The sequence below is a fragment of the Bacillus salacetis genome, assembly GCF_049177075.1.
Taxonomy (GTDB): domain Bacteria; phylum Bacillota; class Bacilli; order Bacillales; family Bacillaceae_B; genus Rossellomorea; species Rossellomorea salacetis_A.
The window spans coordinates 609,340-634,067 of sequence record NZ_CP185377.1 but is presented as its reverse complement, the minus strand read 5'-3'; the positions used below and the strand labels follow the sequence as shown (position 1 = coordinate 634,067).

24 protein-coding genes are annotated in these 24,728 nt (G+C 45.5%); 12 read left to right on the top strand and 12 right to left on the bottom strand.

The window, feature by feature from the left end; translation table 11 throughout:
- The first annotated feature begins 3 nt into the window (after positions 1–3).
- The 7 genes from ACOJQI_RS03285 (at position 4) to ACOJQI_RS03255 (ending at position 7,278) form a co-directional block, all read left to right on the top strand.
- Positions 4–603 carry an NADPH-dependent FMN reductase gene (locus ACOJQI_RS03285; protein WP_421383526.1) on the top strand — a complete coding sequence of 200 codons (600 nt, stop codon included), beginning with the start codon at positions 4–6 and terminating at the stop codon, positions 601–603.
- A 155-nt stretch (positions 604–758) separates the two neighbouring features.
- Complete coding sequence (locus tag ACOJQI_RS03280; protein WP_421383524.1) at positions 759–1,460, top strand: response regulator transcription factor; 702 nt, start codon at positions 759–761, stop codon at positions 1,458–1,460.
- A 2-nt stretch (positions 1,461–1,462) separates the two neighbouring features.
- A complete protein-coding gene (locus ACOJQI_RS03275; RefSeq protein ID WP_421383522.1) occupies positions 1,463–2,842 on the top strand; it encodes an ATP-binding protein in 1,380 nt (459 codons plus the stop codon).
- A gap of 69 nt (positions 2,843–2,911) precedes the next feature.
- Entirely contained in the window at positions 2,912–4,612 is a 1,701-nt protein-coding gene (locus ACOJQI_RS03270; RefSeq protein ID WP_421383520.1) for a DL-endopeptidase inhibitor IseA family protein, read from the top strand.
- Positions 4,613–4,862: 250 nt separating this feature from the next.
- Positions 4,863–5,786 (top strand): DL-endopeptidase inhibitor IseA family protein, encoded by a 924-nt coding sequence (locus ACOJQI_RS03265; RefSeq protein WP_421383518.1) that lies wholly within the window; start codon positions 4,863–4,865, stop codon positions 5,784–5,786.
- A gap of 28 nt (positions 5,787–5,814) precedes the next feature.
- A complete protein-coding gene (locus ACOJQI_RS03260) occupies positions 5,815–6,294 on the top strand; it encodes a C40 family peptidase (protein ID WP_421383516.1) in 480 nt (159 codons plus the stop codon).
- A gap of 153 nt (positions 6,295–6,447) precedes the next feature.
- Positions 6,448–7,278 carry a manganese catalase family protein gene (locus tag ACOJQI_RS03255; RefSeq protein WP_421383514.1) on the top strand — a complete coding sequence of 277 codons (831 nt, stop codon included), beginning with the start codon at positions 6,448–6,450 and terminating at the stop codon, positions 7,276–7,278.
- A gap of 679 nt (positions 7,279–7,957) precedes the next feature.
- On the opposite strand, the gene ACOJQI_RS03250 is transcribed toward ACOJQI_RS03255, so the two are convergent.
- The 3 genes from ACOJQI_RS03250 to abc-f all read right to left on the bottom strand — a co-directional run bounded on the left by ACOJQI_RS03250 (position 7,958) and on the right by abc-f (position 12,480).
- On the bottom strand, positions 7,958–8,827 hold the full coding sequence (locus ACOJQI_RS03250) for a proline iminopeptidase-family hydrolase (RefSeq protein ID WP_421383512.1): 870 nt from the start codon (positions 8,825–8,827) through the stop codon (positions 7,958–7,960).
- A gap of 181 nt (positions 8,828–9,008) precedes the next feature.
- Entirely contained in the window at positions 9,009–10,421 is a 1,413-nt protein-coding gene (locus ACOJQI_RS03245) for a hypothetical protein (protein ID WP_421383510.1), read from the bottom strand.
- Positions 10,422–10,557: 136 nt separating this feature from the next.
- A complete protein-coding gene (gene abc-f, locus ACOJQI_RS03240; protein WP_421383508.1) occupies positions 10,558–12,480 on the bottom strand; it encodes a ribosomal protection-like ABC-F family protein in 1,923 nt (640 codons plus the stop codon).
- A gap of 775 nt (positions 12,481–13,255) precedes the next feature.
- Between abc-f and ACOJQI_RS03235 the strand changes: the two genes are divergently transcribed.
- Both ACOJQI_RS03235 and ACOJQI_RS03230 read left to right on the top strand, forming a co-directional pair.
- On the top strand, positions 13,256–13,978 hold the full coding sequence (locus ACOJQI_RS03235) for a phosphatase PAP2 family protein (RefSeq protein ID WP_421383506.1): 723 nt from the start codon (positions 13,256–13,258) through the stop codon (positions 13,976–13,978).
- A 46-nt stretch (positions 13,979–14,024) separates the two neighbouring features.
- Positions 14,025–14,945, top strand: coding sequence for a metallophosphoesterase (locus tag ACOJQI_RS03230; RefSeq protein WP_421383504.1), 921 nt, complete (start codon positions 14,025–14,027; stop codon positions 14,943–14,945).
- 87 nt (positions 14,946–15,032) lie between these two features.
- Here the strand turns inward: ACOJQI_RS03230 and ACOJQI_RS03225 are convergent, their stop codons facing one another.
- The 8 genes from ACOJQI_RS03225 to ACOJQI_RS03190 form a co-directional block, all read right to left on the bottom strand.
- On the bottom strand, positions 15,033–15,599 hold the full coding sequence (locus ACOJQI_RS03225) for an NADPH-dependent FMN reductase (RefSeq protein WP_421383502.1): 567 nt from the start codon (positions 15,597–15,599) through the stop codon (positions 15,033–15,035).
- 12 nt (positions 15,600–15,611) lie between these two features.
- The gene (locus ACOJQI_RS03220; RefSeq protein WP_421383500.1) at positions 15,612–16,670 is read right to left on the bottom strand and encodes an LLM class flavin-dependent oxidoreductase; all 1,059 of its coding nucleotides are present in this window, start codon (positions 16,668–16,670) and stop codon (positions 15,612–15,614) included.
- A 22-nt stretch (positions 16,671–16,692) separates the two neighbouring features.
- Complete coding sequence (locus tag ACOJQI_RS03215) at positions 16,693–17,019, bottom strand: hypothetical protein (RefSeq protein WP_421383498.1); 327 nt, start codon at positions 17,017–17,019, stop codon at positions 16,693–16,695.
- A gap of 271 nt (positions 17,020–17,290) precedes the next feature.
- Positions 17,291–17,530 (bottom strand): indolepyruvate ferredoxin oxidoreductase subunit alpha, encoded by a 240-nt coding sequence (locus tag ACOJQI_RS03210; protein WP_421383496.1) that lies wholly within the window; start codon positions 17,528–17,530, stop codon positions 17,291–17,293.
- Positions 17,531–17,549: 19 nt separating this feature from the next.
- Positions 17,550–18,065 (bottom strand): YwhD family protein, encoded by a 516-nt coding sequence (locus tag ACOJQI_RS03205; RefSeq protein WP_421383494.1) that lies wholly within the window; start codon positions 18,063–18,065, stop codon positions 17,550–17,552.
- A gap of 31 nt (positions 18,066–18,096) precedes the next feature.
- Positions 18,097–19,083, bottom strand: coding sequence for an NAD(P)/FAD-dependent oxidoreductase (locus ACOJQI_RS03200; protein ID WP_421383492.1), 987 nt, complete (start codon positions 19,081–19,083; stop codon positions 18,097–18,099).
- A 69-nt stretch (positions 19,084–19,152) separates the two neighbouring features.
- A complete protein-coding gene (locus ACOJQI_RS03195; protein ID WP_421383490.1) occupies positions 19,153–20,088 on the bottom strand; it encodes a bifunctional riboflavin kinase/FAD synthetase in 936 nt (311 codons plus the stop codon).
- Between the two features lie 75 nt (positions 20,089–20,163).
- Entirely contained in the window at positions 20,164–20,787 is a 624-nt protein-coding gene (locus ACOJQI_RS03190) for a superoxide dismutase (protein ID WP_421383488.1), read from the bottom strand.
- Between the two features lie 207 nt (positions 20,788–20,994).
- On the opposite strand from ACOJQI_RS03190, the gene ACOJQI_RS03185 reads away from it, so the two are divergent.
- The gene (locus ACOJQI_RS03185) at positions 20,995–21,630 is read left to right on the top strand and encodes a helix-turn-helix transcriptional regulator (protein WP_421383486.1); all 636 of its coding nucleotides are present in this window, start codon (positions 20,995–20,997) and stop codon (positions 21,628–21,630) included.
- A gap of 194 nt (positions 21,631–21,824) precedes the next feature.
- A complete protein-coding gene (locus ACOJQI_RS03180) occupies positions 21,825–22,493 on the top strand; it encodes an HAD family hydrolase (RefSeq protein ID WP_421383484.1) in 669 nt (222 codons plus the stop codon).
- A 34-nt stretch (positions 22,494–22,527) separates the two neighbouring features.
- Here the strand turns inward: ACOJQI_RS03180 and ACOJQI_RS03175 are convergent, their stop codons facing one another.
- Positions 22,528–23,295 (bottom strand): alpha/beta hydrolase, encoded by a 768-nt coding sequence (locus ACOJQI_RS03175; protein ID WP_421383482.1) that lies wholly within the window; start codon positions 23,293–23,295, stop codon positions 22,528–22,530.
- 247 nt (positions 23,296–23,542) lie between these two features.
- On the opposite strand from ACOJQI_RS03175, the gene ACOJQI_RS03170 reads away from it, so the two are divergent.
- The gene (locus ACOJQI_RS03170; RefSeq protein ID WP_421383480.1) at positions 23,543–24,688 is read left to right on the top strand and encodes an acyltransferase family protein; all 1,146 of its coding nucleotides are present in this window, start codon (positions 23,543–23,545) and stop codon (positions 24,686–24,688) included.
- Positions 24,689–24,728: the final 40 nt, after the last annotated feature.

The window sequence follows — 24,728 nt, the reverse complement described above, 5'->3', positions numbered from 1 at the left end:
AGCATGGGAATTTTAAACAGATTATTTGGAAAGCAAAAAGAGGAGGAAACAACAATGACAAATGAAAAATTAAACATCGGAATTATCTTAGGAAGCACTCGCCAGGGACGCGTTAGTCCTCAGGTAGGGGAATGGGTAAAAGGCATCGCTGACGGACGTGAAAATGCAAACTATGAAATCGTCGATATCGCCGAATACAACTTGCCGTTCTTAGGCACGACTGACGGAACGGAACCGGGGATTGCCGCTTGGAATGAAAAGCTTGCAAGTCTTGACGGTTTTGTTTTCATCGTTCAGGAATACAACCACAGCATTTCAGGCTCGCTTAAAAATGCCATCGACTTCGCCCGTGAAGCATGGAACAACAAAGCAGCCGGCATCGTCAGCTATGGTTCAACAGGCGGAGCGCGTGCAGCCGAGCACCTTCGCGGCATCCTTGGGGAATTAAAAGTAGCCGATGTCCGCACTCACCCGACACTATCCCTGTTCACGGATTTCGAAAATGGTTCAGTGTTCAAACCGCAGGATCTTCACCTTGCAAACATCAACACAATGCTTGATGAAGTGGAATCTTGGAGCAAAGCTTTGAAGACAATTCGATAAGACATTATACGGACAGCCGCCTGCAACCAATCAGCAGGCGGCTGTCTTTTTTTACCTCCCCATCTTTGTCGAGAAATGTCCTATGAAATAGATATTCAAAATCAAGCAAAAATAGGAAAATGATGTAAACACTATCTTTCTGTGAGGTAATGAAGATGACCCTTGATAAAGTGCTCGTGGTAGAAGATGAGTTGCCGATCCGCAAGCTGATCAGTTTCAACCTCAGCAGGTCCAGTTTTACTGTCATTGAAACCGGGGAAGGCACGGAAGCGCTTCAGCTGGTTGAAGCGGAAAGACCCGGAATGGTCATCTTGGACCTGATGCTTCCTGACATGGACGGCTTTGAGGTATGTACCAGATTAAGAGAGTCCTATCCTCACCTCCCCATCATTATCTTGTCGGCCCGCGGGCAGGACATGGATAAAATCATGGGGCTGGAATTGGGTGCTGACGACTATATTGTCAAACCATTCAATCCTCTCGAACTGGTGGCGAGAGTCCGGACCGTACTCAGGAGAACAGCCGCTGCCTCCCTCGCGCCTGAGCAGAAACAATATCACCTCGGACCGTTCTTAATCGATTTGAAAACACAAAGGATTTATAAATCAGGGAATCTCATAAAACTGACGGCAAGGGAGTTTCAGTTAATGAAACTCTTTTTTGAACGGAGAAATGAGCCCCTCAACAGGAATGAACTGCTTGATGAGATATGGGGAAACAACTATTTCGGCGATCCCAAGACCGTTGATGTCCACATCAGGAGATTAAGAGAAAAAATAGAAGATGATCCTTCCAACCCGGAATTCCTGCAGACGATTTGGGGGTTCGGGTACTGCCTTCAGGAAGGCGGGGCCTGAGGATGAAATCGGGGATAAAACAGCGGCTTGTTTGGAGTTATTTATTGCTCATTGTCTTAACCGTTATGTTATTTGAGGTCCTGCTCCTTTCCGCGCTCCGATTTTACTACGTGGAAGGTGTCAAACAAACCTTGGGGGATCAGGGTTCCATGTTCGCCTCCTTTTATGAACAGGAGCTCCTGGAGGGAACTTTCATGGAAAAAGCACCGGTTCTTCTCCAGCGTTATAACTTTCTTATCGATGCACAGGTGCAAATCTACGATTCCAGCGGCACCCTTTTGGCAGATACACATGAAAAAATGACAGGGAACAGCCGGGCACCGGATGATATGGAAGCGGCTTTAAGAGGACAGACCGGGTACTTCACCGGTGACATGAATGATGAAAAAATATTATCCATCTCTCAGCCTCTTAAAGTAAACGACACTGTCTCAGGCGGCATCCGGATGGTCACCTCGATGGAGCAAATTAACCAGGTTTTCAAGCAAAGCCTGACTGCCCTCCTCCTGATCGGATTGTTCGTCATCCTTATAGCTGCAGCGATCAGCTATTTTGTCGCAAGGACCATCACCAAGCCTCTTGCAACGATCACGTCAAGCGCTGAACAAATGGCTGCCGGACATTTCTCGGCCAGGATTCCGCTAAAACAGGAAGATGAGCTCGGGAAGCTCGCTGACACGCTGAATTTTATGGCTTCAGAAATCGAAAAGCATGAACGACTGAAAAATGAATTCATCGCATCGGTTTCCCATGAATTAAGAACTCCCCTGACTTCTGTGAAAGGCTGGGCCATTACGCTCCAATCCATGTCAGAGGATTCTTTTTTCCGGGAAGGGCTTGATATCATTTCAACGGAAAGTGACCGGCTGTCCGGTATGCTCAGTGAACTGCTCGACCTCTCCAGGCTGTCGGCCGGAAAAATAGAATACAAGTTTCAAAGAGTGAATATCAGCCAGCTGCTTCAAGGGGTGGTGTCCCAGTTATCTCCCCGGGCGGCAAGGCAGGGAGTCCGCCTGGTCACTGAAATCACTGGGGCTGAAATCGTATGGGGGGACCCCGACCGGTTGAAGCAAGTCTTCCTTAATATCCTGGATAACAGCCTCAAATTTACACCGGCCGGGGGAATGGTCACCACCTCCATTTTCCTGCAGGGAGATCACATCCTGATTGAGTTATCGGATACGGGCGAAGGGATTCCCGATGAGGACATCCCGCTTGTGCTGGACAAATTTTATAAAGGAAAATCAAAGGCCTCGGGCACGGGACTGGGTCTGGCCATTTGCCGGGAAATCATTGACGCCCATCATGGCACCTTTAAACTGGAAAGCCAAGCCGGCATCGGAACCACCATTAAAGTTAACCTTCCCGCCGCCAAAAATTAACCTTTATGTAACGACTTCTCTTCTATCCTTTTTTATAGTTAAGGAAAAAAGAGATACGGAGGAATGATCATGAAAAGGAAAGCCCTGTTACCCCTCCTTTCCGCAAGCTTTCTGCTGGGAGGATGCAATCTGTTTCCAGAACCGGCAGCCCTCATCCAGCCGCCGCAAACCGTAAGCGATGAAGGCCCCTCTGATGAAAACCTGCTTCACGTGGTGAAGGGATTTCTGCCGAAAGGGACTTCCCTTTTTGTCCCTAATGAACCCGCAGGGATGGATTCTTTTATAAAAGAAGACTTGACCAATGACGGATCCGAAGAAGTTATCGCTTTTTATAAATCACAAATTCAAGCAGACAATACCGGAGCGATCGTCCTCCGGCAGAAAGACGGGAAATGGATACGCGAAAAAGATATCTCAGGAAACGGATACGAAGTCAGCTGGGGAGGAACCGCGGACTTTACCGGCGACGGGAAACCGGAGCTTATGGTTGGATGGAAAGTCGGCGTTTCGCCCGGAAGCATCCTTGATATTTACAAGTGGGAAAATGGAAAGTTCATCAAGCTGGCACAGCAGAACTATCATAAGCTGGATGTCATCTATGAAAACGATACTCCGCGGCTCGCAATCTGGAAACGGGTCTCTGATGATATCTATGATATCTCTGTTCTAAAATGGGGGACCAGCTCTTTTACACCTGATGGGGACCTTTCCCCCGCTTACTTCGCCGAAGCCGCAGACTACTATAAACAGCGGGCGAAGGAAGTCCCGGATGCCGCGAAATACTGGTATTCCCTTGCGGACACCCTGTTGATGGCGAATCAGCCGGAATCCGCCCTCGAAGCACTCACCACCGGCATGAACCTGGATACCTCCGTCCCCGGATGGGATCAGTTCCAGGAGCTGCAAGGAAAGATTGAAAAAGCGATCTATAAAACAAAGGACACGGATGTTCAATATTATGATGAAACCGGGCGGCTAACGATGAACTTCCCAAGGGAACTGGCCGGCAATCTTACAGTCGAAACCCAGCAGGGAGAGATGAATAATTACATTCTCAATGTCTACGTAACGGATAAAATCCATAAAGGGCTCCTGTTTGCCATCGAAGTTTTTCCAAAGGAATTCATGACTGACAGCGATCTGCCCTTCCCTGTCATTGCCGAAACCGATCAATTGATCTACATGGTCCGGCGAAGCAGCGAGAATCCTTTTATCGAGGAGCCGGAAAGTGAACTTTATAAAGTGTTCACCCAATCAGCCGGGGTCATGGAAGAAATCATTTCAAGCGTAAGGCTTGGCTCACCATACCCCCAATACGAGAGTGTAAAAGAGAAACTGTTGATGCAGAAAATTCAAGATGCCGCTCAAAAAGCCTCCTATGTGGGGATTGGGGGTGCCATGGAATCGGGAGAAATCCATTCCTTCCCGCTGAATGATACCGACTATCGGTACATGGGGGCAGACCTGGATACCACGGAAAAACTGGAAGACTATTTTTCTTCTTCTTTTACCGAAGAAGCCATCCAATCTTTTGTGGAAACCTCCCGTATCACCGAACATGAAGGAAAACTCGCACAGCCCAATGCCGACGGCGGCTCCCTTCTGAACTACCAGGGAGCCTCGATTGCCAAAGTGAAGGACTACGGCACCGAGGTACAATATGATATCAACGTACCTGTCGGGAACAGCCTTGCCTATGAAACCATCCAGGTCATATTCAAAAAAACAGAAGCCGGATGGCGGATCTCCACCAATCCTGTGACGCTGTAATTTACGGCCGCCTTTAGGGCGGTTTTTTGTTTTATTTGGATGGGGTGCCTAGCGCAGTGTGCCCGGTACATCATTTTGGCATTTTTCTGTTATGATGTCCCTCGCTCTCCTACCCGATTAGCCACCCCAGTGACTTCAGCAAAAAAACTGTTACCACCTTTCAACCCTTTATTAACCTTTTCGTAACTTCTCAAGTCTCCCGCCGAACTACAATAAGGTCATAGGAAGCAAACAAAATGGAGGTAAGAAAATGAAAGCAAAACAATTAGTGATCGCAGGGGCGGCAGCAGCCATCATAGCGGCGCCGTTCATCCAGGGTAGTGTATCCTTTGCAAAAGATTCTCCAAAGATCACCCAATCACAGATTAAAAAATCAATGTCTGAAACAGGGGTGGTTAAAAAGGTCCAAAAATGGATGGCAAAGCAAAGTTACATCCAAAGCGGCGGTTCCTACGGAGAAGGAGAGTATAAGTGCTTCCCTTATAAAGGCACAACCTACCGCTACTTATCCAAGGATATCGATACCAGGAAAGAGTTAATGAAGTACTTGCTGGAAAGCGTCACACCAAAACACGCTGAAAAATTCATCAAAGAAAAAGGCATCATCGAACACAAAGGCAAAATGGCACAAGTTGAAGCTGACGGCGGTTCCCTTCTTCAGTGGGACCGAGCAGCTGCGAGAGAAATATCTTCTAGCAGCAAAGAAAAAATCTACAAACTGATTGTTCCGGTTGGTGAAACCGACGAATTGGAAGTGAATCACGCTCACTTCACCTACCAGCCAAAGGCAGGCTGGAAGATCAATCAAATGGAGTTCAGCCATGATGTAGATTTACATGTTCCCTTCAATATCAATCCCGCTTTCATCTTTTTCAACTTCCTGCTGGTCGATTCAACTCAATCCGACGCGCAGTTTATAGATAAAGAAAGTTTTGATACAGAAGCATTCAAGCAGGGCATCACCAAGATTGAAGTGCGCACCATGGAAGAGCAGTCAAGGTCATTGGATAGAGTCGAATTCAAAGTTACTTTTTATGCTGAGTTAGCTAAAGAGTACAAAGGATCTCTGAAACAAGGAGAAAACACCATGTACTTCCTCGTTGAGAATACAGGTGAAATGGAATATAAAATCGTCAGTGCAGGAATGGATTCACAGCTTCAAAAACATAAATAACTTTTAAAATTTGAAAGGTGGAAGAAAAATGGTATTGAACATGAAGGTTTCTAAGTGGATGGTCATTGGAATGAGTTTGTTATTAATGGCGGCAGCCCTGTTTGCCCCTCTTGGTGGAAAAGCGGAAGCCGCGACTTCCCCGGCAAAGCAAGTCACACAATATGCGCAAAAATTCATGGGCGTGAAATATAAAGATGCCGGCACAACTCCTAAAGGATTCGATGCTTCCGGATATACACAATATGTGTTTGCCAACTCTGTAAAAGTAAAGCTGCCTCGTACATCGAAGGATCAGTATAAAGCAGGCAAAGCGGTCAAACAGAAAGATCTTAAAGAAGGCGACTTGGTTTTCTTCAATACAAACGGTAAAGGCGTCTCATTCGTCGGCATCTCCCTTGGAAAAGACAAATTTATCGCGGTCACGACAACAAAAGGCGTTTCCATCAACTCCATGAATACGAAGTATTGGAAAGACCGCTATGTCGGCGCGCGCCGCGTGTTGAAATAAGATTATAGGAACAGGCTGCCAGAGTAACTCCATCGGCAGCCTGTTTTTTATAGATATTTTTCCATTTTACGCAATTCCGTTTACCCCCTGCTCTTCGGTGGAATGAAACTTACGTATACCATAATTCCAATAATTTGAAAGGTGGTTATCGTAGTGGCATTTCTACACAAGAAGCAGCTTCAGTTTGAAGCAAAACCTGAAAAGCCCGATGCTTTATTCGCAAAAAAATTACAGGAATTGATCGGCGGACAATATGGGGAAATGACAATCTTCATGCAATATTTATTCCAAGGCTGGAATACAAGAGGAAAACACGAAAAATACAAAGACTTAATCATGGACACAGGATCCGAAGAAATCGGTCACGTGGAACTCCTTGCAACCATGGTGGCACGATTATTGGACGATGCTCCTGTCAAAGAACAGGAAGAAGCCGCGAAAGACCCGGTCATCGAGGCCGTACTCGGCGGCATGAACCCGCAGCACGCCATCGTATCCGGGATGGGAGCGATGCCGGCAGACAGTAACGGCAACCGCTGGACAGCGGATTATATCATCGCGAGTGGAAACCTGATGGCTGATTTCCGCGCTAACCTCACAGCTGAATCCCAAGGACGTCTTCAGGCTGTCCGTCTGTATGAAATGACCGATGACCCTGGAGTCAAGGACATGCTTTCCTACTTAATCGCCCGTGATACCCAGCACCAGAACCAATGGATCGCCGCCCTTCAGGAACTGCAGGAAGAAGAAGGCGGATTGATCGTTCCGACAACAGCCAAAGAAGAATGGGAAGCTGTCGGCTTTGCCCACCAGCTTTTCAACTACTCTGAAGGCGAAGCAAGCAAAGAAGGCCGCTGGGCTTCCGGAAAAGGCCCGGATGGCAAAGAATTCGAATACGTCGACCATCCTAAGATTGTCGGCGGCCCGCTGGAACTGGAAGATACCCCTTCCTATATCCATAATACGCCGCCGAAGAAAAAATAAATCAAAGAGGGAGACAGCCTTGAACCGGCTGTCTCCCCTTTTTTTGTCCTATCGGGTGTAAAGGAAGACCTCTTAGACTCCTTTAAAACCTCGCTACATGACGATAGATCCGCAAAAGACAAACTAAAGTCTTTTAAAAGTTCACTAAAGGACGATAGTTTCTCAAAAGACATATTAAAGTCTTTTAAAACCTCTTTAAAGGACTTTAGTTCCTCAAAAGACAAACTAAAGTCTTTTAAAGCCTCTTTAAAGGACGATAGGTTCACCGCAGGCATATTAAGGTCCTCTAGAAACTTCCTAAAGGACGCAAGCCAGCCAAAATGACAAACTAAAGTCCTTTAAACATCCCTAAAGGACGTTAGTTTCTCAAAGGACATATTAAAGTCTTTTAAAGCCTCTTTAAAGGACGATAGGTTCACCGCAGGCATATTAAGGTCCTCTAGAAACTTCTTAAAGGACGCAAGCCAGCCAAAATGACAAACTAAAGTCCTTTAAACATCCCTAAAGGACGTTAGTTTCTCAAAGGACATATTAAAGTCTTTTAAAACCTCTTTAAAGGACTTTAGTTTCACCGCCAGGCCTCTTAAAGTCCTCTAGAACCTCCTTAAAGGACGCAAGCCCTCCAAAAAGACAAACTAAAGTCCTTTAAGCTCCAGCCGAAATTTCACCCCTGCAAAAATCAATCCACACTCTTCAAAAATTCACTCATCACCTGCATATACTCTTCCGTCTCTTCCACATAAGGCATGTGCGCGCTTTGCTCAAACACATGGAACTTCCCGTTCGGTGTCAAAGAGCTGAAGTATTCCGTCGACTTCGGCGTCGCTTCGTCATATCGCCCGCAAGTGTACAAAGTCGGCACCTTGAAATCCTGCAGCTGGCCTGTGCAGTCAAAGCTTTTAAGATTGCCGGTCACATGGAATTCAGACGGACCCCACATATGATTGTAAACTTCAGGCCCCCTGAACTCCCTGCCTTTTTTCAGGAACTCCGGATAAGGATCGAGCCTGCAGACGAAGTGTTTATTGAATACCGCCGTGGCCTCTTTGTACTCTTCCGAATCAGTTGTTCCGTTTTCCTCATTCCTCTTCAACGCTTCCTGTACATCCTCCGAGAGCAGCTTGCGGTTCTCCTCCTGGTCCTCCGCCCACATCGGTGCGCTTAAACACGGACTGGAGAAAATGATGCTCTTGACTCCTTCAGGCTTGGCCAGGTAATAAGCAGCCGCTAATGTAGTACCCCATGAATGGCCGAGAATGTGGAATTCTTCAAGCTCCAGACCATCCTTCACCTGACCCAGCTCTTCCACAAAGCGGTCAATATTCCATAAAGATTTATCCGTCGGGCGGTCAGACTTCCCGCAGCCCAGCTGATCATAAAAAATGACAGGGCGGTCCTCCGCCAAAATACGCAGTCCCTGCATGGAGTAGTGGGATGAACCCGGACCTCCGTGCAAGATGATGACCGGGGTATTCCGCGATTCTTTATTATGTATTTGATACCAGACCTTCCCGCCGGTTACTTCAATAAAACCTTCTTGTGCAGACATACTAGCTACCTCCTGGTTTGTACTAAAAATAATTGCTGTTATTAGAATTCTATCATAATAACCCGATTCCCTCTTAGTAGCGACTACCATTGGCCCGGTAATTCTCTTTGCGGGCCAAACCCTGAAATAACTTTAAAACGCCTGGAGTCTCATAATACACCAAGCGTTTCTCAACCAAAATTTAAATGGTCCACTGCCCGCTTACAAGCGCGACGGCCTTCCATTCTCCTTCACTATTTTTCTGAAAAACTATATACAAACTGGACCAATCCATGTTTGAATTCTCTTCTGTTCCATTTTTGTAAAACTCAACGACATGCGATTCAGGGAAATATTCTTTAATGTTCATTTGTACATTGCCGCGCTGCTTAAGGTCATCGACGATCACCTTGTCGACTTCGGCAAAGTCCTGATAGCGCTGGAAATATTCCTGTGGCGTTGATTTCATCGGCTTTCCGCTTCCGTCCTGATATCCCCAAGTATACGTCTCTTTCATCTCAAACAAGTTTGCAACCTGCTCTTGTTCAAAGACCACATCTTCGTCTGAGATATTGACATATGGAGAAATCAGCAGTCCTTTTTCCTGGTGGACATAACTTGCTAATGTATCCATATCCTTATTCAATAGGGCATCCAGGACATTATCGGCCTTTTCTTTTATCTGCTGGGATCTGCTGGTTTGCTCGTCATCACCAAAGAGCGAAGTGATTTCCCCTGTGGCAGGGTCAACTTTATACCAGCCATATGTCGCCGTATGCGAGCCTTCTTCATCCTCTATCTGATCATAAACATGGATCACGTATTGGTTTTGTTCCATATGGTCATATTCAACAATCGTACTTTCTGTGATGTCATTCCCCAGGTGATTTCTGACCGATTCCTCTGCCTCACGTTTGGTCACCTCACCTGATTTTGCGCTTGAGACCTCATCGACAATCCATTGGCCGTTCTTATAAGCAAGCTGGAAAGTATACTCCCTGTCGCCCCTAAGCTCACTCGATTTGCTCTGAACGACATGATAAGTGCTTTCATTCTGCTTGTTTAATTGATAGTCGTTTTCTGGATCCAGCCAAACCGGAGGCTCTGTCGCAACCATCTTCAACTGGCCGTTATCCATCCGGAAAAAGTCATCCACATAATTCTGTGCGAGCTCTTGAGACATGATTGTTTTAAAATGGGATAATAGCTCTTCCTTAGTGCCATAGTTCTCGACTGTTCCATCCGTACTCGTTTTCACCATGAAAGTATTTTCGTATTCTTGAAGCACTTCTGCTGCCTCTTCTTTTGAAAGATCCTGGGAAGAATCTTCTTCGTTTTGTTCTTCCTCCGTCTGCTGGTCATCTGAATCTGTCTGCTCTTCCTCATGGTCCTGATTTGATTGTTCTTCATCATCTGCAGGATTTTCCTCGTTTGCCTGTTCCTCTTCACCCTGCCCATCCGGAGTATTTTCATTAGAATCATTCGGCTCTTCCTGTGCCGCCTGATCGGTTTCCTGTTGATCATTGGTTCCGGCTTCCTCACTGGAGCAGCCTGTGACGAGAATTGCTGCAAGGAAGGAAAATAATAGCGTTTTTCTGGTAGAGGCCAATCTCATACAACATTCTCCTTTCTGCGATGTTACTTTTCCTTTTCACGTAAAACAAATGGATTAAACAGCTCTTAGAAATATACTATTCTTCCTGCTGCACAACGATAAAAAAGGATGAGGCTTCTCCGCCTCATCCTTCAACTTAATCCGCCAGCCCCATCCACAATTCCATAACGGTATCCAGTTCCTTGCCAAGGTCCAGCTTTTGCCGGTACACCTCGTACAGATCTTCATGATCCAGCTGGCTGGCAGCCAAAACAATGTCCAGCTTTCTTATCTCGTTTTCCAGATCATCAATTTTCGCCTGCGCCCTTTCCATTTCTTTTTCTTTGTTTACTTCAGCGACGCTGTTTTGAGTTAACCCCGTTTTTTCAATAGGCTGCTTCGCTTCCTGGATTCTTGCAGCCTTTTCTTTTACTCTGCGATACTCATCATAATTTCCGGCATAGCTTTTAAATCCGTGGTTCTCGAGCGCGATGATCCGCTCTCCAATCTTATTGATAAAATAGCGGTCGTGGGAGATGAAGAAGATCGTTCCCTTAAAATCTTCCATGGCCTCCTCGAGTGTCTCGATCGAATCGATATCCAGATGGTTCGTCGGCTCATCCAGGATCAGTAAATTAATATCCTGATATAACAGCATTGCCAGCTTAAGCCGGATTCTCTCTCCGCCGGACAAATGCTTCACTTTTTTGAAGACCGTTTTTTTATAAAACATGAACTTCGCCAGATACTCCCGTGCTTTCCCTTCCAGGATGGAAATGTCCTCGCGGAAACATTCCAGCACTGTCAGTTCTTCATCGGAAAATTTGATATTCTGTGGTAAATACGCGGCTTTAACGTTTGCACCCAGTTCTACCGTTCCGCTGTCAGGATGCTCCTCACCCAGAAGCATTTTCAGGAATGTTGTCTTCCCGCTTCCGTTTGAACCAAGGAATCCAACCCTTTCTCCAAAGTGAACCATGAGGTCAGCATCCTTGAGGATCACTTTATCACCATAACTTTTAGAAAGCCCTTCCGCTTTGATGGTTTCCTTTCCAGATCGTTCAGCCGCTTTGAAGTCGAGCCTCATATTCCTTTTTTCAAAAACCGGTTTGTCGATACGGTCCAGCTTTTCGAGCTTCTTCTGAATACTGGCTGCTCTCCTGAAGAATTTGTTATTGTCCGCCCTCATCGCCCAATCACGCAAGTTATGAACCTGCTTTTCCATGTTCTTGATGTCTTTTTGCTGCTCCCTGAAGTGTTCATATTGAATCCGCATATTCTCTTCTTTCTGGGCGACAAATGAAGAGTAGTTCCCCTTGTACGTTGTGGATTCCATATCTTCAATCTCGACAATTTTGCTGACAACATTATCGAGAAAATAGCGGTCATGGGAAACAATCAGGACGATTCCCTTATAGCTTTTCAGGTAACCTTCCAGCCATTCGATCGATTCCATGTCCAGATGGTTGGTCGGCTCATCCAGAAGCAGGATGTCCGGTGCATTCATCAGGAGTTTCCCGAGCATGACGGTTGTTTTTTCCCCGCCGCTTAAGGTATCAAAGTCTTTTTCAAGAAAGCTCTCATGGAACTTCAGTCCAGTGCAGACCCTGTTCATTTTTTCTTCTGTTTCATAACCGCCCTTGGTTTCGTATAACTGGACATGGTCACTGTATTTCAAGAGTGCTTTTTCCAAGGCATCCCCTTTAAGAGCTTTCAGTTGTTTCTCCAGAGTGCGCATCTCTTTTTCGAGGGCATGGACTTCCTCAAATGCAAGGTTCAGGACATCCGTCACTTTTACCCCCTCAGGAAACTGTGGAGTCTGCTCCAAGAAAGCCACCCTGGCATCCTTCGGGAGATTCACGAAGCCCTCATCATATCCATAGCTGGATGTCTGCGGGTAGCCGGGGTAGTACTCCATCGGGATGATCCCGGCAATCAATTTCAGAATCGTACTCTTGCCGCTTCCGTTTGCTCCGACGATCCCGACCTTTTCCCCCGTCATCACTTCAAACGAGATATTCTCCAGCACCTGAGTTGCTTCCATATATTTTTTAACGCCGGTCAATGATAGTTCCAACATATCCATTCCTTCTTTCATCCATAATGTCCGTTACACAATTTATGGACAGCCTAAAGAAGTACTTAAATACTATTCAGTTCATATAAAAAAGACCGCAAGAAGGACGTGTCCTCTTACGGTCTTGGATTCTCTTTTTGTTATAAAATACGGCGCACCCAAAAAAGCATGTGGATATGCCGCGGCCCCCCGTGTTTCATGGCGGGTGGTCCGGTAATTATATTTTGAGAGTCAAGTAAGTAAGTTACCTTCTTAATTGCTTGATTCCATAAAGAGCATAACAAATAAACCTAGTAAAATAGGCATAATTAACGCTCTGTACAAAATCGATATTAATTTCGAAAAATTAATCATTAGCAATTAGTTGGTTCCATAAACTTACTTTCCCCCTTCAACTATTTTCTATATTATCTCAGTATTTCATTTATTTGTAAATAACCCTTTTTTAAGAGTTTTGATGAGTGTGTTGATTTCCGCTCCAGGTGTGTGACTCCGCGGAGCGGGCGGTGAGCCTCCTCAGCTGCGCCTGCGGGGTCTCACCTGTCCCGCTAGTCCCGCAGGAGATCACACACCTTCCGCTCCAATCAACCTGTCTGAACAACTGCCGAAAAGCCACTTTAATAGCACCCCTTTCAGGCTACAGTATTATAGAATTAGGCCTTTTTGAGTTAGTCAGATTTCAAATCGGGTAAGGAATTGATAAGGAACTTATTAATCAGCCATTGGATATGAGGCCATCCATGGCTTTTTCTTATTCACAAAAGGAGGGATTAAAAAAATGGAGACGCAGAAGAAAGAAGTCAAAAAGGCAGGTTTTCCGGTGCTTTTGGTGGTGATCGGACTTATTCTTTCCAGTCTGTTCATTTTTACCTTTTCACAAATAGCAGAAGGACTGCTTGAGAGCGAAGTAAAAAACTTTGATTCAGCCATCATCGATTTTCTCGCTTCGTTCGAAAGTGAAGGAATCGACCAATTCATGATAGTGATAACAGAGCTTGGTTCGGTTTGGTTCGTTACGACCCTTTCCATCATCACCATTCTCGTTCTGTGGCTTAAGTTCAAAGATAAGTGGGGAATCCTCTTTTTCATTCTCGCTGTAGGGGGCGGCGGCTTGCTGACTACCCTTTTGAAAAATTTTTATGAAAGAGGACGTCCGTCGATTAACCCGGATATTGATGCGGTTGGATTCAGTTTCCCAAGCGGCCATTCCATGGGATCTGTGATCTTTTACGGATTTATTATTTACTTAATTATCCGGAGCGGTTTATCCTCTGCTGCGAAATGGAGCTTGTCCACTCTCGGAGTGATCCTTTTCCTATTGATCGGAATCAGCAGGATCTTTCTCGGCGCGCATTTTCCTACAGATGTGCTGGCGGGACAGATGGCAGGAGCCGTCTGGTTGCTTCTTTGCATCATTGCCCTTGAGTATGTCGAATGGCAGAGTGACAATCCTGTCCAGCCTATTGAAGCAACCCGCCAATTCTTCAAGGAAATTTTTTAAAAGGATATTGCTAGTAATATAATCTGAAGAAAGGAGTATCGTACAGTTGAAAACTTTTTGGAAAAGACTAGGGATCACTGCAGGCATTGCCGTTGTCGCAGTGCTCATCTGGGGGTTCATTGAGCCCTATATCATTGATGTTGAAAGAGAGGAAGCTGAGATCCCCAACCTTCCGCAAGCTTGGGAAGGAAAAGAAGTCGCTGTCATAGGGGATTTCCAGGTTGGAATGTGGATGGATAACGATTCTGTCATCCCCCGTATTGTCGATAAAATCATTGAAGAAGACCCTGAAGCAGTCCTGCTGTTGGGTGATTATGTCTACCACCCGACAGATGACCGGACGCTGCAAATGGGGAAAGTGGCCGATGCACTGGGAGATCTTCAAGATGCCAACATTCCTGTTTTTGCAATACTGGGAAATCATGATTATGCTATGGCTAAAAAAGATGACAAGATCAATAAGGAAGAGGCAAATCGTGTTGAAGGCGTTCTTTCCAGTGAGGGTTTCACCGTGCTCCGAAATGAATCAGTCCCCCTTACTTTGGAAGAAGACGGAGTGACTTTAAGCAGAGAAAATGAAAACACCCTTTACCTCGGGGCACTGGGAGCAACTTGGCCGGAGAATGTCGATGTATCCAAAGCATTGCAGGATATCCCGGACGAAGCACCCAGGATGTTCATGATGCATAACCCTGAAGCTTTCAGTAAACTGCCGGCGAATACAGCACCAGTAGCCATTGCCGGCCACACTCATGGAGGCCAGTACCGGATACCTTTTACCCCCGACTGGTCTTATAAAGAACTTTTCACGGATAAAGAAGCTCATGTCGATGGCTGGATCACGGATTCGTATGGAAGCGAAGGAAACAGCCTTTACGTAAACCGCGGGATTGGCTTTAGCCTGTTTCCTATGCGGGTGAACTGCCCGCCTGAAATCACCATCCTGGAATTCACTTCACAATCATAACTCTTTATCACATTAAAGCGCTAAGAGGGACAGTCCCTCTTAGCGCTTTAATGCGGTAAAGAAAAAAGGGGGGCTACCCTCTTTTCTTTAAAAATCGTATTCAGCTTCTTTTTTCTCACGGATTTCTGCAAATGTTTCGGTTAACATGATCGTGTCTTCAACAAGGCGCTCGATTCGGAAGATGACATCATCATTGGTGATTTCTTTCATATGAAAATCCTTTTCTTCGATGAATACATAGGTCTGCACGATTTGAGCTTTCATGTAGGCCAAAATCGGCTTGATTTGCTGTTCGGCAATCAAATAGTGCTTGGAAGATCCTGCTGTTACGAGGATGCTGACCACTTTATCACGGAATGCATTCTGTGGAAGCAGGTCAAAGATATTTTTCAGCGTAGCCGGAATGGATGCCTGGAAAACCGGTGTCCCTATGATGATGGCATCCGCCTCCATCAATGTTTTCGTGACATGTCCGGTATCACCTTCGTATTCCAGATAGTTACGGCCGTCGCTGAACTGGATGTCATAATCAGCCAAATCGAGCAGTTCCACTTCCGCATCCGGATATTTTTCTTTAACGGACTGCACTGTGTAGTTCATTGCAGTCCTTGTTTTGGAGCCGACTTTTGAACCTGATAATCCAACAACTTTCACTGGGTTCCCCTCCTATTTCTTCGCAGTGTATTTTCTGATCGCCGGTAAGATTTCTGTACCGATGATTTCAATATTTTTCATGAGTTTATCAAACGGCATGCCGCCAAAATCAATTTGAGCGATGTAACGCTGATGGTTGAACATTTCATGCTGATACAGGATCTTTTCAATGATTTCCTGCGGACTGCCGATATTCATGATGTTATGTGGATCGACTCCCTGAGCAAAGTGCTGTTTCGGGAAGCCTCCTCCGTTTGTCTTTTTCATCCCTTCATTGATATGAGGGTACAAATCTTTCAAGGCCTGCTGGGATGTTTCAGCCGCATAGAAGAATCCGGCCGTTGCAACCGGCAGTTCAGCCGGGTCGAATCCTTTGCTCCGTGCTGCTTCGCGATAGGCGTCGACCGTCCGCTTGAAGACAGATGCCGGACCGCCTAAATGGGCCATGAACATCGGCGCCCCCGCATAACCGGCCTTTATGGCGCTGGCAGGAGTGCCTCCAACCGCACGCCAGATCGGCATGGATCCACCTTGAGGACGCGGCAGGATTTTCGCATTTCTTAACGGAGCCCGGAACTCGCCTTCCCAGTTCACCACTTCTTCCTGATTGATTTTCATCAGGAGGTCGAATTTTTCCTCATACAGTTCTTCATAGTTTCTCAAGTCATATCCGAGTAACTCGAAAAGCCCCACTCTGGACGCACGGCCGGCAATGATTTCAGCCCTGCCATTCGAAATCAGGTCGATTGTTGCAAAATCCTCATATACCCGGACCGGGTCGGATGTGCTGATGATAGTGGAAGAGCTTCCAATTTTAATATTTTTCGTGGCCTGTGCGATAGCAGACAGAACAACGGAGTGTGCCTGCGTCGCAAAATAATTCTGGTGGCTCTCGCCGACACTGAAGAAATCAAGTCCAGCCTGGTCTGCCAGTTTTGCATATTCGATGATTTCACGCAGCCGCTGCTGTGCAGAAATCCTTTCACCTGTCCTTGGGTCCGGGAGATGGTCACCTAAAGTGTAAATCCCGAACTCCAATCCCTTACTTTGATCGATACGATACTTTTCCATGTTGGTTCCCTCCTTCTTTCCTTTATTCCTCATTAACCGTGAGCCTAACATCCATATCCACTAGGCTTTCCAATTTATGAATGATATCCTCGTCGTCGATGTAAAAATCATTTACATATTTGGTGCCTGTATAAAACTGCTGCTCGCCTTCAAAGTAAAAAACATCTGCTGTTCCATGGCAGTTCTGGATGAAAACTGTTCCCTCTTGGGGATGAAGCTGGTATATGGACAGCAGGATGTCCTGATCATTGAATGGTTCAAACAGTTTTGCCACAGGGATGCCGTCCAGTGTTAATACTGATGATCCCTTTTCTTCTTTTAGTAGTACTTTTCCGGTAAAACTGGCCATTTTCTATCTCCGTGAAATCTTTTTGATTTTTTAAGGCTGACTCATTTGCGCCGCTTGCCATTCTAACTACATGATCTCTTCCTTTCAAGGCAATTCATGTATCCTGATCGACATTCTGACTACATGGCTTCCGCCTTTTAGGTCAACCCATGTATCCTGGTCGACATTCTGACTACATGGCTCCCGCCTTTTAGACCAACTCATGTATTCTGATCGACATTCTGGATACATGACTCCCGCCCTTTAGGCAATTCATGTACCAAAATTCGCTTCAGCTCGAGAAGAAAAATTCCTTCGCTCTTGATACTGATGTCTGCTCTTCCTCTGGAACTTCAAAGTCCTGATAAATAGCCCCGATTGGACAAACGACTTCACACATGCCGCATTCTATGCATCTTGATGGGTCGATGAAAAACTGGTCAGGGCCTTTTTCGATACAATCGACCGGACATACATCCACGCAGTCCGCTGCCTGTTCATGCATGCAGGGTGATGTGATTACAAATGCCATTTTCTATCGCTCCATTCTTTTATAAAAACTCATTTTTCAATTCTTCTGGTGACCTTTCCCAGTAGACCTCATTAAAATCAATCAGGAAGTCCTTTAAGAGAGATTTTGATAAAGAGTCCATGTGGCTGATCAATATTCTTCCTTTTAAAACTTTATCCAGAGTATTCACATGCTCAGGCAGGGACTTGTAGCCTGACTTGATCCGTTTTTCTTCTTGGGAGACCATAATTTCACAGGCACCGGCCCCTGAATAAAACGGACCGCCTTCCCCCACTTGCAAAGCCATCCAGACAATCCAATAAAGTTTCGGGTCCACCAGTTCATCCTTCACCGGCTTGAACCTCACTTTTTTCTCAACCTGGCTGCGTGCATGCAAGGCTCCCATATTGATAAAGACTTCCTGCTCGCCAGGGTCCACGATAATCGGAGTGATATTTTCAAGGGAAATGGTTCCTACTCCATATCCCCCTTCCCCTCGGGTCGGGTCATTTCTGAGTATATTAAATTGGGCGCTGGTGTTAGGTGATTTCGCCATCATCATCCTCCTTCCTTATGCCTCTTGCTTCCTATTTAAAAACACTTGTACTGTGCAGCGGCTGCACTCTGGCATTCGGTTCGATGAAGGCTTTCGCATTGTTGATGGCGATCGGGGCTTCCCCAAGACCAACTGCGATCAGTTTGACTTTCCCTTCATACGTGCTGATATCGCCTGCTGCATAAATTCCTTCTATATTCGTTTCCATCTTGGAATTGACGATAATAGAGTTTTTCTCCATTTCCAGTCCCCAGTTTTTGATAGGGCCCAGTGAAGAAACGCTTCCATAATTGACAATGACATGGTCAACATCCACGCTTTCTTCCTGTCCTTCTTTCGTGCTGAGTACAACCTGTTCTATCCTCTCTTCGCTGCCGCGGAGTTCCTTGATGTTAAAAGGTACTTTCACTTCAACGGAGCTGTCATGCAGCTTATTGACACTGCTTTCATGAGCCTTGAATTCTTTTCTTCTATGCGTCATGGTTACCTTTTCGGCAACGTCTTCGAGCATCAAGGACCAATCAAGCGCAGAGTCTCCCCCTCCGCAGACAAGGACTCTTGAACCCCTGAAATCTTCAAGGTTTTTTACAGAGTAATGAAGGTTTTTATCTTCATAGTATTCTGCTTTATCAATGTTCAGCTTTCTTGGCTGAAAAGCACCGATTCCGCTGGTGATCAAAATGGACTTGGTCAGGTGCTTTCCATTGTTTGTCGTCAGCTTGAAGATTTCTTCTTCTTTCACAACTTCCAGCACGGTTTCGTTCAGGCAGACTTCCGGGGAAGCAAACTCGGCCTGATCGATCAGATTCTGGATAAAATCTTTTCCAAGGACCTTCGGGAAACCGCCGATATCATAGATATATTTATCCGGGTAAAGCTCAGCAACCTGCCCGCCCAATTGACCGAGACTGTCGATGATCTTTACGCTCATGTTCCTCATTCCTGCGTAAAACGCGGAAAACAAGCCGGTTGGGCCTCCACCGATAATCGTTATATCAAATACTTTTTCCTCGTTCATAGTTAACTCCTCATGATGTTTTAAGATTTCTTGTTTGTCATTCTATTAATAGGCAGAATCCTTATGAAACTACTCAAGTATCAATTTGGCCTCTGCCTTATCCTCATTCATCTGGGCAACCAGCAAGTCCAGGTTATCGAACTTGATTTCATCTCTTAAGAAACGGAGAAAATGGATGGAAACCATTTTATCGTAAAGATCTCCGGAAAAATCAATCAGATAAGCTTCCAGGCGGTAGACGCGGCCGCCGACTGTCGGACTGAAACCTGCGTTGATCAGCACATTCCAATACTCCTTATGGTCAGGTGAGTGATGAATCTCTGCGGATCCCAAATACAGCCCGGGCTTCGGCGTTACATATTCCTCGATGCCGCCCATGTTGATGGTCGGAAATCCGAGTTTTCTTCCGAGGGCCTCTCCATGCACCACTGTTCCGGTGATGCTGTAAGGCTTGCCCAGCACAGCTTGGACCGACTCCATCTTTCCATCCGCAATCCATTCCCTGATTTTGGTGCTGCTGATTTTCCTGCCATTCTCTTTTATGACAGGAACGACCGTGACAGCTATATTCAAGTTGGAACAAAGATCGATCAGGTCATCTGTCCCTGACTCTCTTCCTGCGCCAAATCTGAAATCCTCTCCCACGACGATTCGTTTAATATTCAACTGTGAAAGGTGTTCCATAATGAAGGTTTCTGCGGAGATGGCTGCGTAATCCTTTGTGAAATCTACCTGATAGACCCTTTCCACACCGAATTGCTCCAGCACTTCCATCTGCTCTTTTTCCGGCAGAAGGCTGCCTTTAAAACGGATATCTTCTTTTAACACCCATAACGGATGCTGTTTAAATGTCCAAACAGCAAGGCTCTCTTCTGGTCCTTTCTGTTTAGCGGCTGCGTTCAACAGAGCCTGGTGCCCTTTATGAATACCGTCCAGCTTGCCGATCACAAGGACAAGAGGTTTGTCATCCCGAGCGGGTGTTCCATTCACGTACATGATCTCCATACTATTCCTCCGCCTGCCTGAAATAAGCCATAGAATAAGGCACCTTTAAAAAGGCACCTTATCCTTCTGCCTTATTTAGTTGTTTTGTGCTGCTTCATAGTTTTTTGCGACAGCATCCCAGTTGATGATGTTGAAGAAGCTTTCGATGTAATCCGGTCTTCTGTTTTGGTAGTTCAGGTAGTAAGCGTGCTCCCAGACATCAAGTCCAAGGATCGCTGTCTGGCCGTCCATGATCGGGTTGTCCTGGTTCAGCGTGCTTGTCACTTCAAGTTCGCCATTTGCATTGACGATCAGCCATGCCCAGCCGGAACCAAAGCGCGTTGCAGCTGCTTGAGCGAATTCTTTTTTAAAGCTATCAAAGCTGCCAAATGCTTTATCGATTGCTTCTTTCAGGTTTCCAGAAGGCTCATTGCTTTCCGTCGCAGGAGCGATCACTTCCCAGAACAGGCTGTGGTTCAGGTGTCCGCCGCCATTGTTTCTCACTGCAGTGCGGATATTTTCCGGTACACTTTCTAAATTGCTTAGAAGCTCTTCAAGAGATTTTGATTGAAGTTCTTCGTTTCCTTCAAGAGCAGCGTTCAATTTATCAACATATGCTTGATGGTGTTTTCCATGATGGATTTCCATTGTTGTTTGATCGATATGAGGCTCAAGTGCATCGAAGCCGTAGTTTAATGTTGGTAAAGTGAATTTTGTCATAGTGAATTCCTCCAAATTAGATGTTTTGATATTTTTTATACTAAAAAGTATAATTAAGACAAATTAAGAGTAATTCATAAGCAGGTGATAAAGCAATTCATTTGCTCAGGAGTTTCAAAGATTCCGAATCACTTCCTATTTTTTATACTTCATAGTATAATAATCCTTTCGTACTGCGTATCTTTCAATAGAATTGAGGTGTTCAGTTTGACTGTCACAATGAAAACGACGAAAGATAGAATACTTGATTTGCTGAAACGGGAAGTGGCGCTCAGTGTCAACGACCTGATCGATCAGCTTGGGATTACCCATATGGCCATCAGGAAGCACCTGAATGTTCTTGAAAAAGACGGCCTCATCCATTCCGTGGAAATCAAACAGCCCAAAGGGAGACCGCTTTACCGTTACTCCTTGACTGAAAAAGGCGAGAGGCTGTTCCCTAAAAATTATGAAGGTATCAGTGTAGAATTCCTGCAGGATATAGAAGAATCCTTCGGCAAAGAATCCGTCGATACTCTTTTTAAAAAGAGAGAAAAGAGATTGACCCAGGAATATAAAGAACAAGTTGAGAAAAAAAGCGGAAACCTCGCAAAAATACAAGAGATTGAAAGAATCCAAAACGATAAAGGCTACATGGCCAAGGCCAGCCAGATCGATGAGAATACCTACGAACTGATAGAATACAACTGTCCGATCATGGCCATTGCCAACAACTTTAAAACAGCCTGCAAATGCGAAACGGAAATGTTCAAAAACGTCCTCGGAACAGACCAGGTCAAGAGGGTAAGCTGCAAAACAGAAGGAAACAATCATTGTAAATTCCTGATCAAATACGAAGAATAATTCTTTAACACACTAACGCGGTGGGGGACAGTCCCCCACCGCGTTAATGCGTTAACCTACTAAAAGGGACTGTCCCTCTTAGCGCTTTAACGTGATAAAGGAGTCCATTAATTCTTGTCCATTTGATTCTTCCTGTTCATTTACAATTCATACCAACTGTCCTATACTTACTAAAAAAAGCGAGGTGTTCTGTTTTGGCAATTGTCACTGTAGATTTTGATGGGACGCTCTATCAGGGGAACTCTTTTAAAGCGATGTTCCAAATGGGGCAGAAAAGGTTCACCGCGAAGCAGTGGGCCGTTGTAGCTGCGGGCTTGGGGAAGGCGGCGGCTGCCGGTGTGCTTCAAGGGAAAACAAAATTCAAGCATGAATTTTTCAAAGCCTTCGCGAGGACATTCAAAGGAAAAACCACTGAGGAATTAGATCTTTTCTTCCAAGAGCTTGTTGCGGTTGGAAAAGACGAGGTTCACCGCAGCCTCGTACTCAAAATTCAGGAGCATCAAAACAACGGAGATACGGTCGTTGTCTTGTCCGGCGCCCTGCAGCCTTTCCTGAAAGCTTTTATCCAGGATCTTAAATTGGACGTGCATGTGCTCAGCACAGACTTATTATTTGATCAAAATGGCCACTGCACCGGCGAGATTGGGGAAATCATCAATGGAGATGCAAAAGTGAAAATTCTGCAGGAATGGATGGGCCAGCAGAAGCATCTTGAAGAGAATTCAGCAGACGAAATTTGGGCCTATGCGGATAGTGCAGCCGATATTCCCTTGCTTCACTATGTGACCCACCCGATCCTGGTCAATCCTAAACAGGAGATGGTAAAAGAGGCTGAGAAAAACAGCTGGTCTATTTTTGCCTGAAGAGTGCGGGGACATGGAACCTGTCCCCTTTTTCTCACTTAAAAAGAAATCCGAACACCTGCGGCAGCCTTTCTCTCCAGGCGATTTCGTTATGAACGCCGCCTTTGATAATATCAAAGCGGACATTTTCCACTTTGTCTTTCAAAATTTCATAGACACGCTCACTCGTGCGCTCATATGTCTCGCCGTCAATCGTTTCAGTGACTTCGGCAGTGCCGACATCCATATAGAAACGTTCAATGGCAGAGAGATCGCTTTTTCGAATATGGTTTTCAATTTCTTCCTGATTGAACCAGTAAGCGGAAGACAGTGATGCAACCCTTTTAAAAATATGAGGATACTCGCAGGCGGCATACGTTGAAATCAGCCCGCCCATCGAGCTTCCCGCCATACTTGTTTCATCAGGATTTGTCCTGTATTTTTGATCAATCAGGGGTTTCAACTCATGGACGATATATTCTATATACTCCCTGCCTTCTCCGCCGATTGTGCTGCGGCTGGCATCAAACACCTCGGGCATCTTGGAACTCTCCCAAGGGCCGTACTCATCAAGGCGCTTCAATCCCTCATTGCAGTCAATCCCGACCACAATCAAATCCAGCCCGCTATCATCCAGGTAATCTCCTACTCTCCAAGCCATTCCATAGCCAGCATCCTCATCACGATACAAATTCTGTCCGTCATGCATATATAGGACCGGATAACGCTTCTCATTTTTATCGCTGTACCCTTTCGGAAGATAAACACGGACCGTCCTCTCTCTATTTAAGGGTGTTATGTTAACAGTGAAGTGTTCGTACATCTGATCAATCCCTCCTGTAAAAGCGGTTACCCTTCCATTTTTAACGAGCAGGCTTCATCCGTCAATAATTGTTTCAAACCAGAAACAATATTAGAGGAGTTTTTCTTTCTATTGGCGAATAAACTGGGACGGAGGGACAGGTACATTGGCCCGGCTGATTGTCTGATTGCGGGCTATCGACGAGTTTTCGTTTTCTAACGTCGAGTTTGCACACTCTATCAACGAGCTCTAAAAAGGGAGAGTTACTATGAAAAAGCAAGGCAGCCTGAGAAGATATGATTTGGATTGGATCAAGGTTTTGGCGACGATGTTTGTGTTTTTGTATCATTGTTCCATGTTTTTCAATCCATTCGAGTGGCATGTGAAAAATAATGAAGTGGATTCGACTGCCATCCTGACATTTTCACTTTTGATTGGAACTTGGATCATGCCGATCTTTTTTGTCATTTCAGGGGTAAGTTCAAATTATTCCTTGCAAAAAAGGAGTGCAGGAACCTATTTAAAAGAAAGATTCATACGACTGGGGATTCCGCTGTTATTCGGGATTGTCCTCCTGTCTCCCCCGCAGGTCTATATCGAGCGGGTTTCCAACGGGCAGTTCATGGGATCGTTTCTGGATTTCGTCCCGCAGATGTATGAGGGGGTCTATTTGGAGATCGGAGGTTCGGGTAATTTCGCGTTTGTCGGCTTGCATTTATGGTATCTGCTCGTCCTGATTCTCTTTTCCGTGCTTACTGTGTTTCTATTCAAAAGAACTAGGGCTTTTATGAATATGACGTGGATTCACTTGCTGCTGATTCATGCGGCAGCGATTGCGGCCGCTGTCTTTGCGGATACTGTTCAGCTCGGGGGATGGGATCTGGTCGTCTATCTGGTGCTATTTCTCATAGGTTACTATATTTTCAGCAGTGAACAATTACTGCCCCTGTTAAAGAGGACCATATGGGGTAACCTCAGCCTGGGTGGTTTGGCGTTAGTCTCCTATACGATTTGGTTTGTGATGGACTATCCCGATAAGGGGTCTGCTGAATTTATCCTTTTCCAATCTTTAGCCGTCATCAGCACTTTAAATATCATTCTTTCATTCTATTATATTGCCAATAATTATTTGTCTTTCACCAATGGCCTGCTCCGGTACACCAGTGAAGCGTCGCTGCCATTTTATATCCTGCATCAGCCGGTGATTGTAATGACTGGTTTCTTCATTAAAGATCTAAACTGGCCGATTCCGGTGAAGGCTTTCTTCCTGGTCTTTGTTTCATTTGCTGTCATTTCTGCAGTGTATCATTTTGTTTTCAGGAGATTCCGGCTTCTAAGAGTGCTGGTCGGACTCAGCGGAAAAAAGAATTCGATTCCAGTACAGCCACCTGCTAAACCAACATTAACGAATTAACGCAGCGGGGGACTGTCCCCCGCTGCGTTAAAGCGCTAAA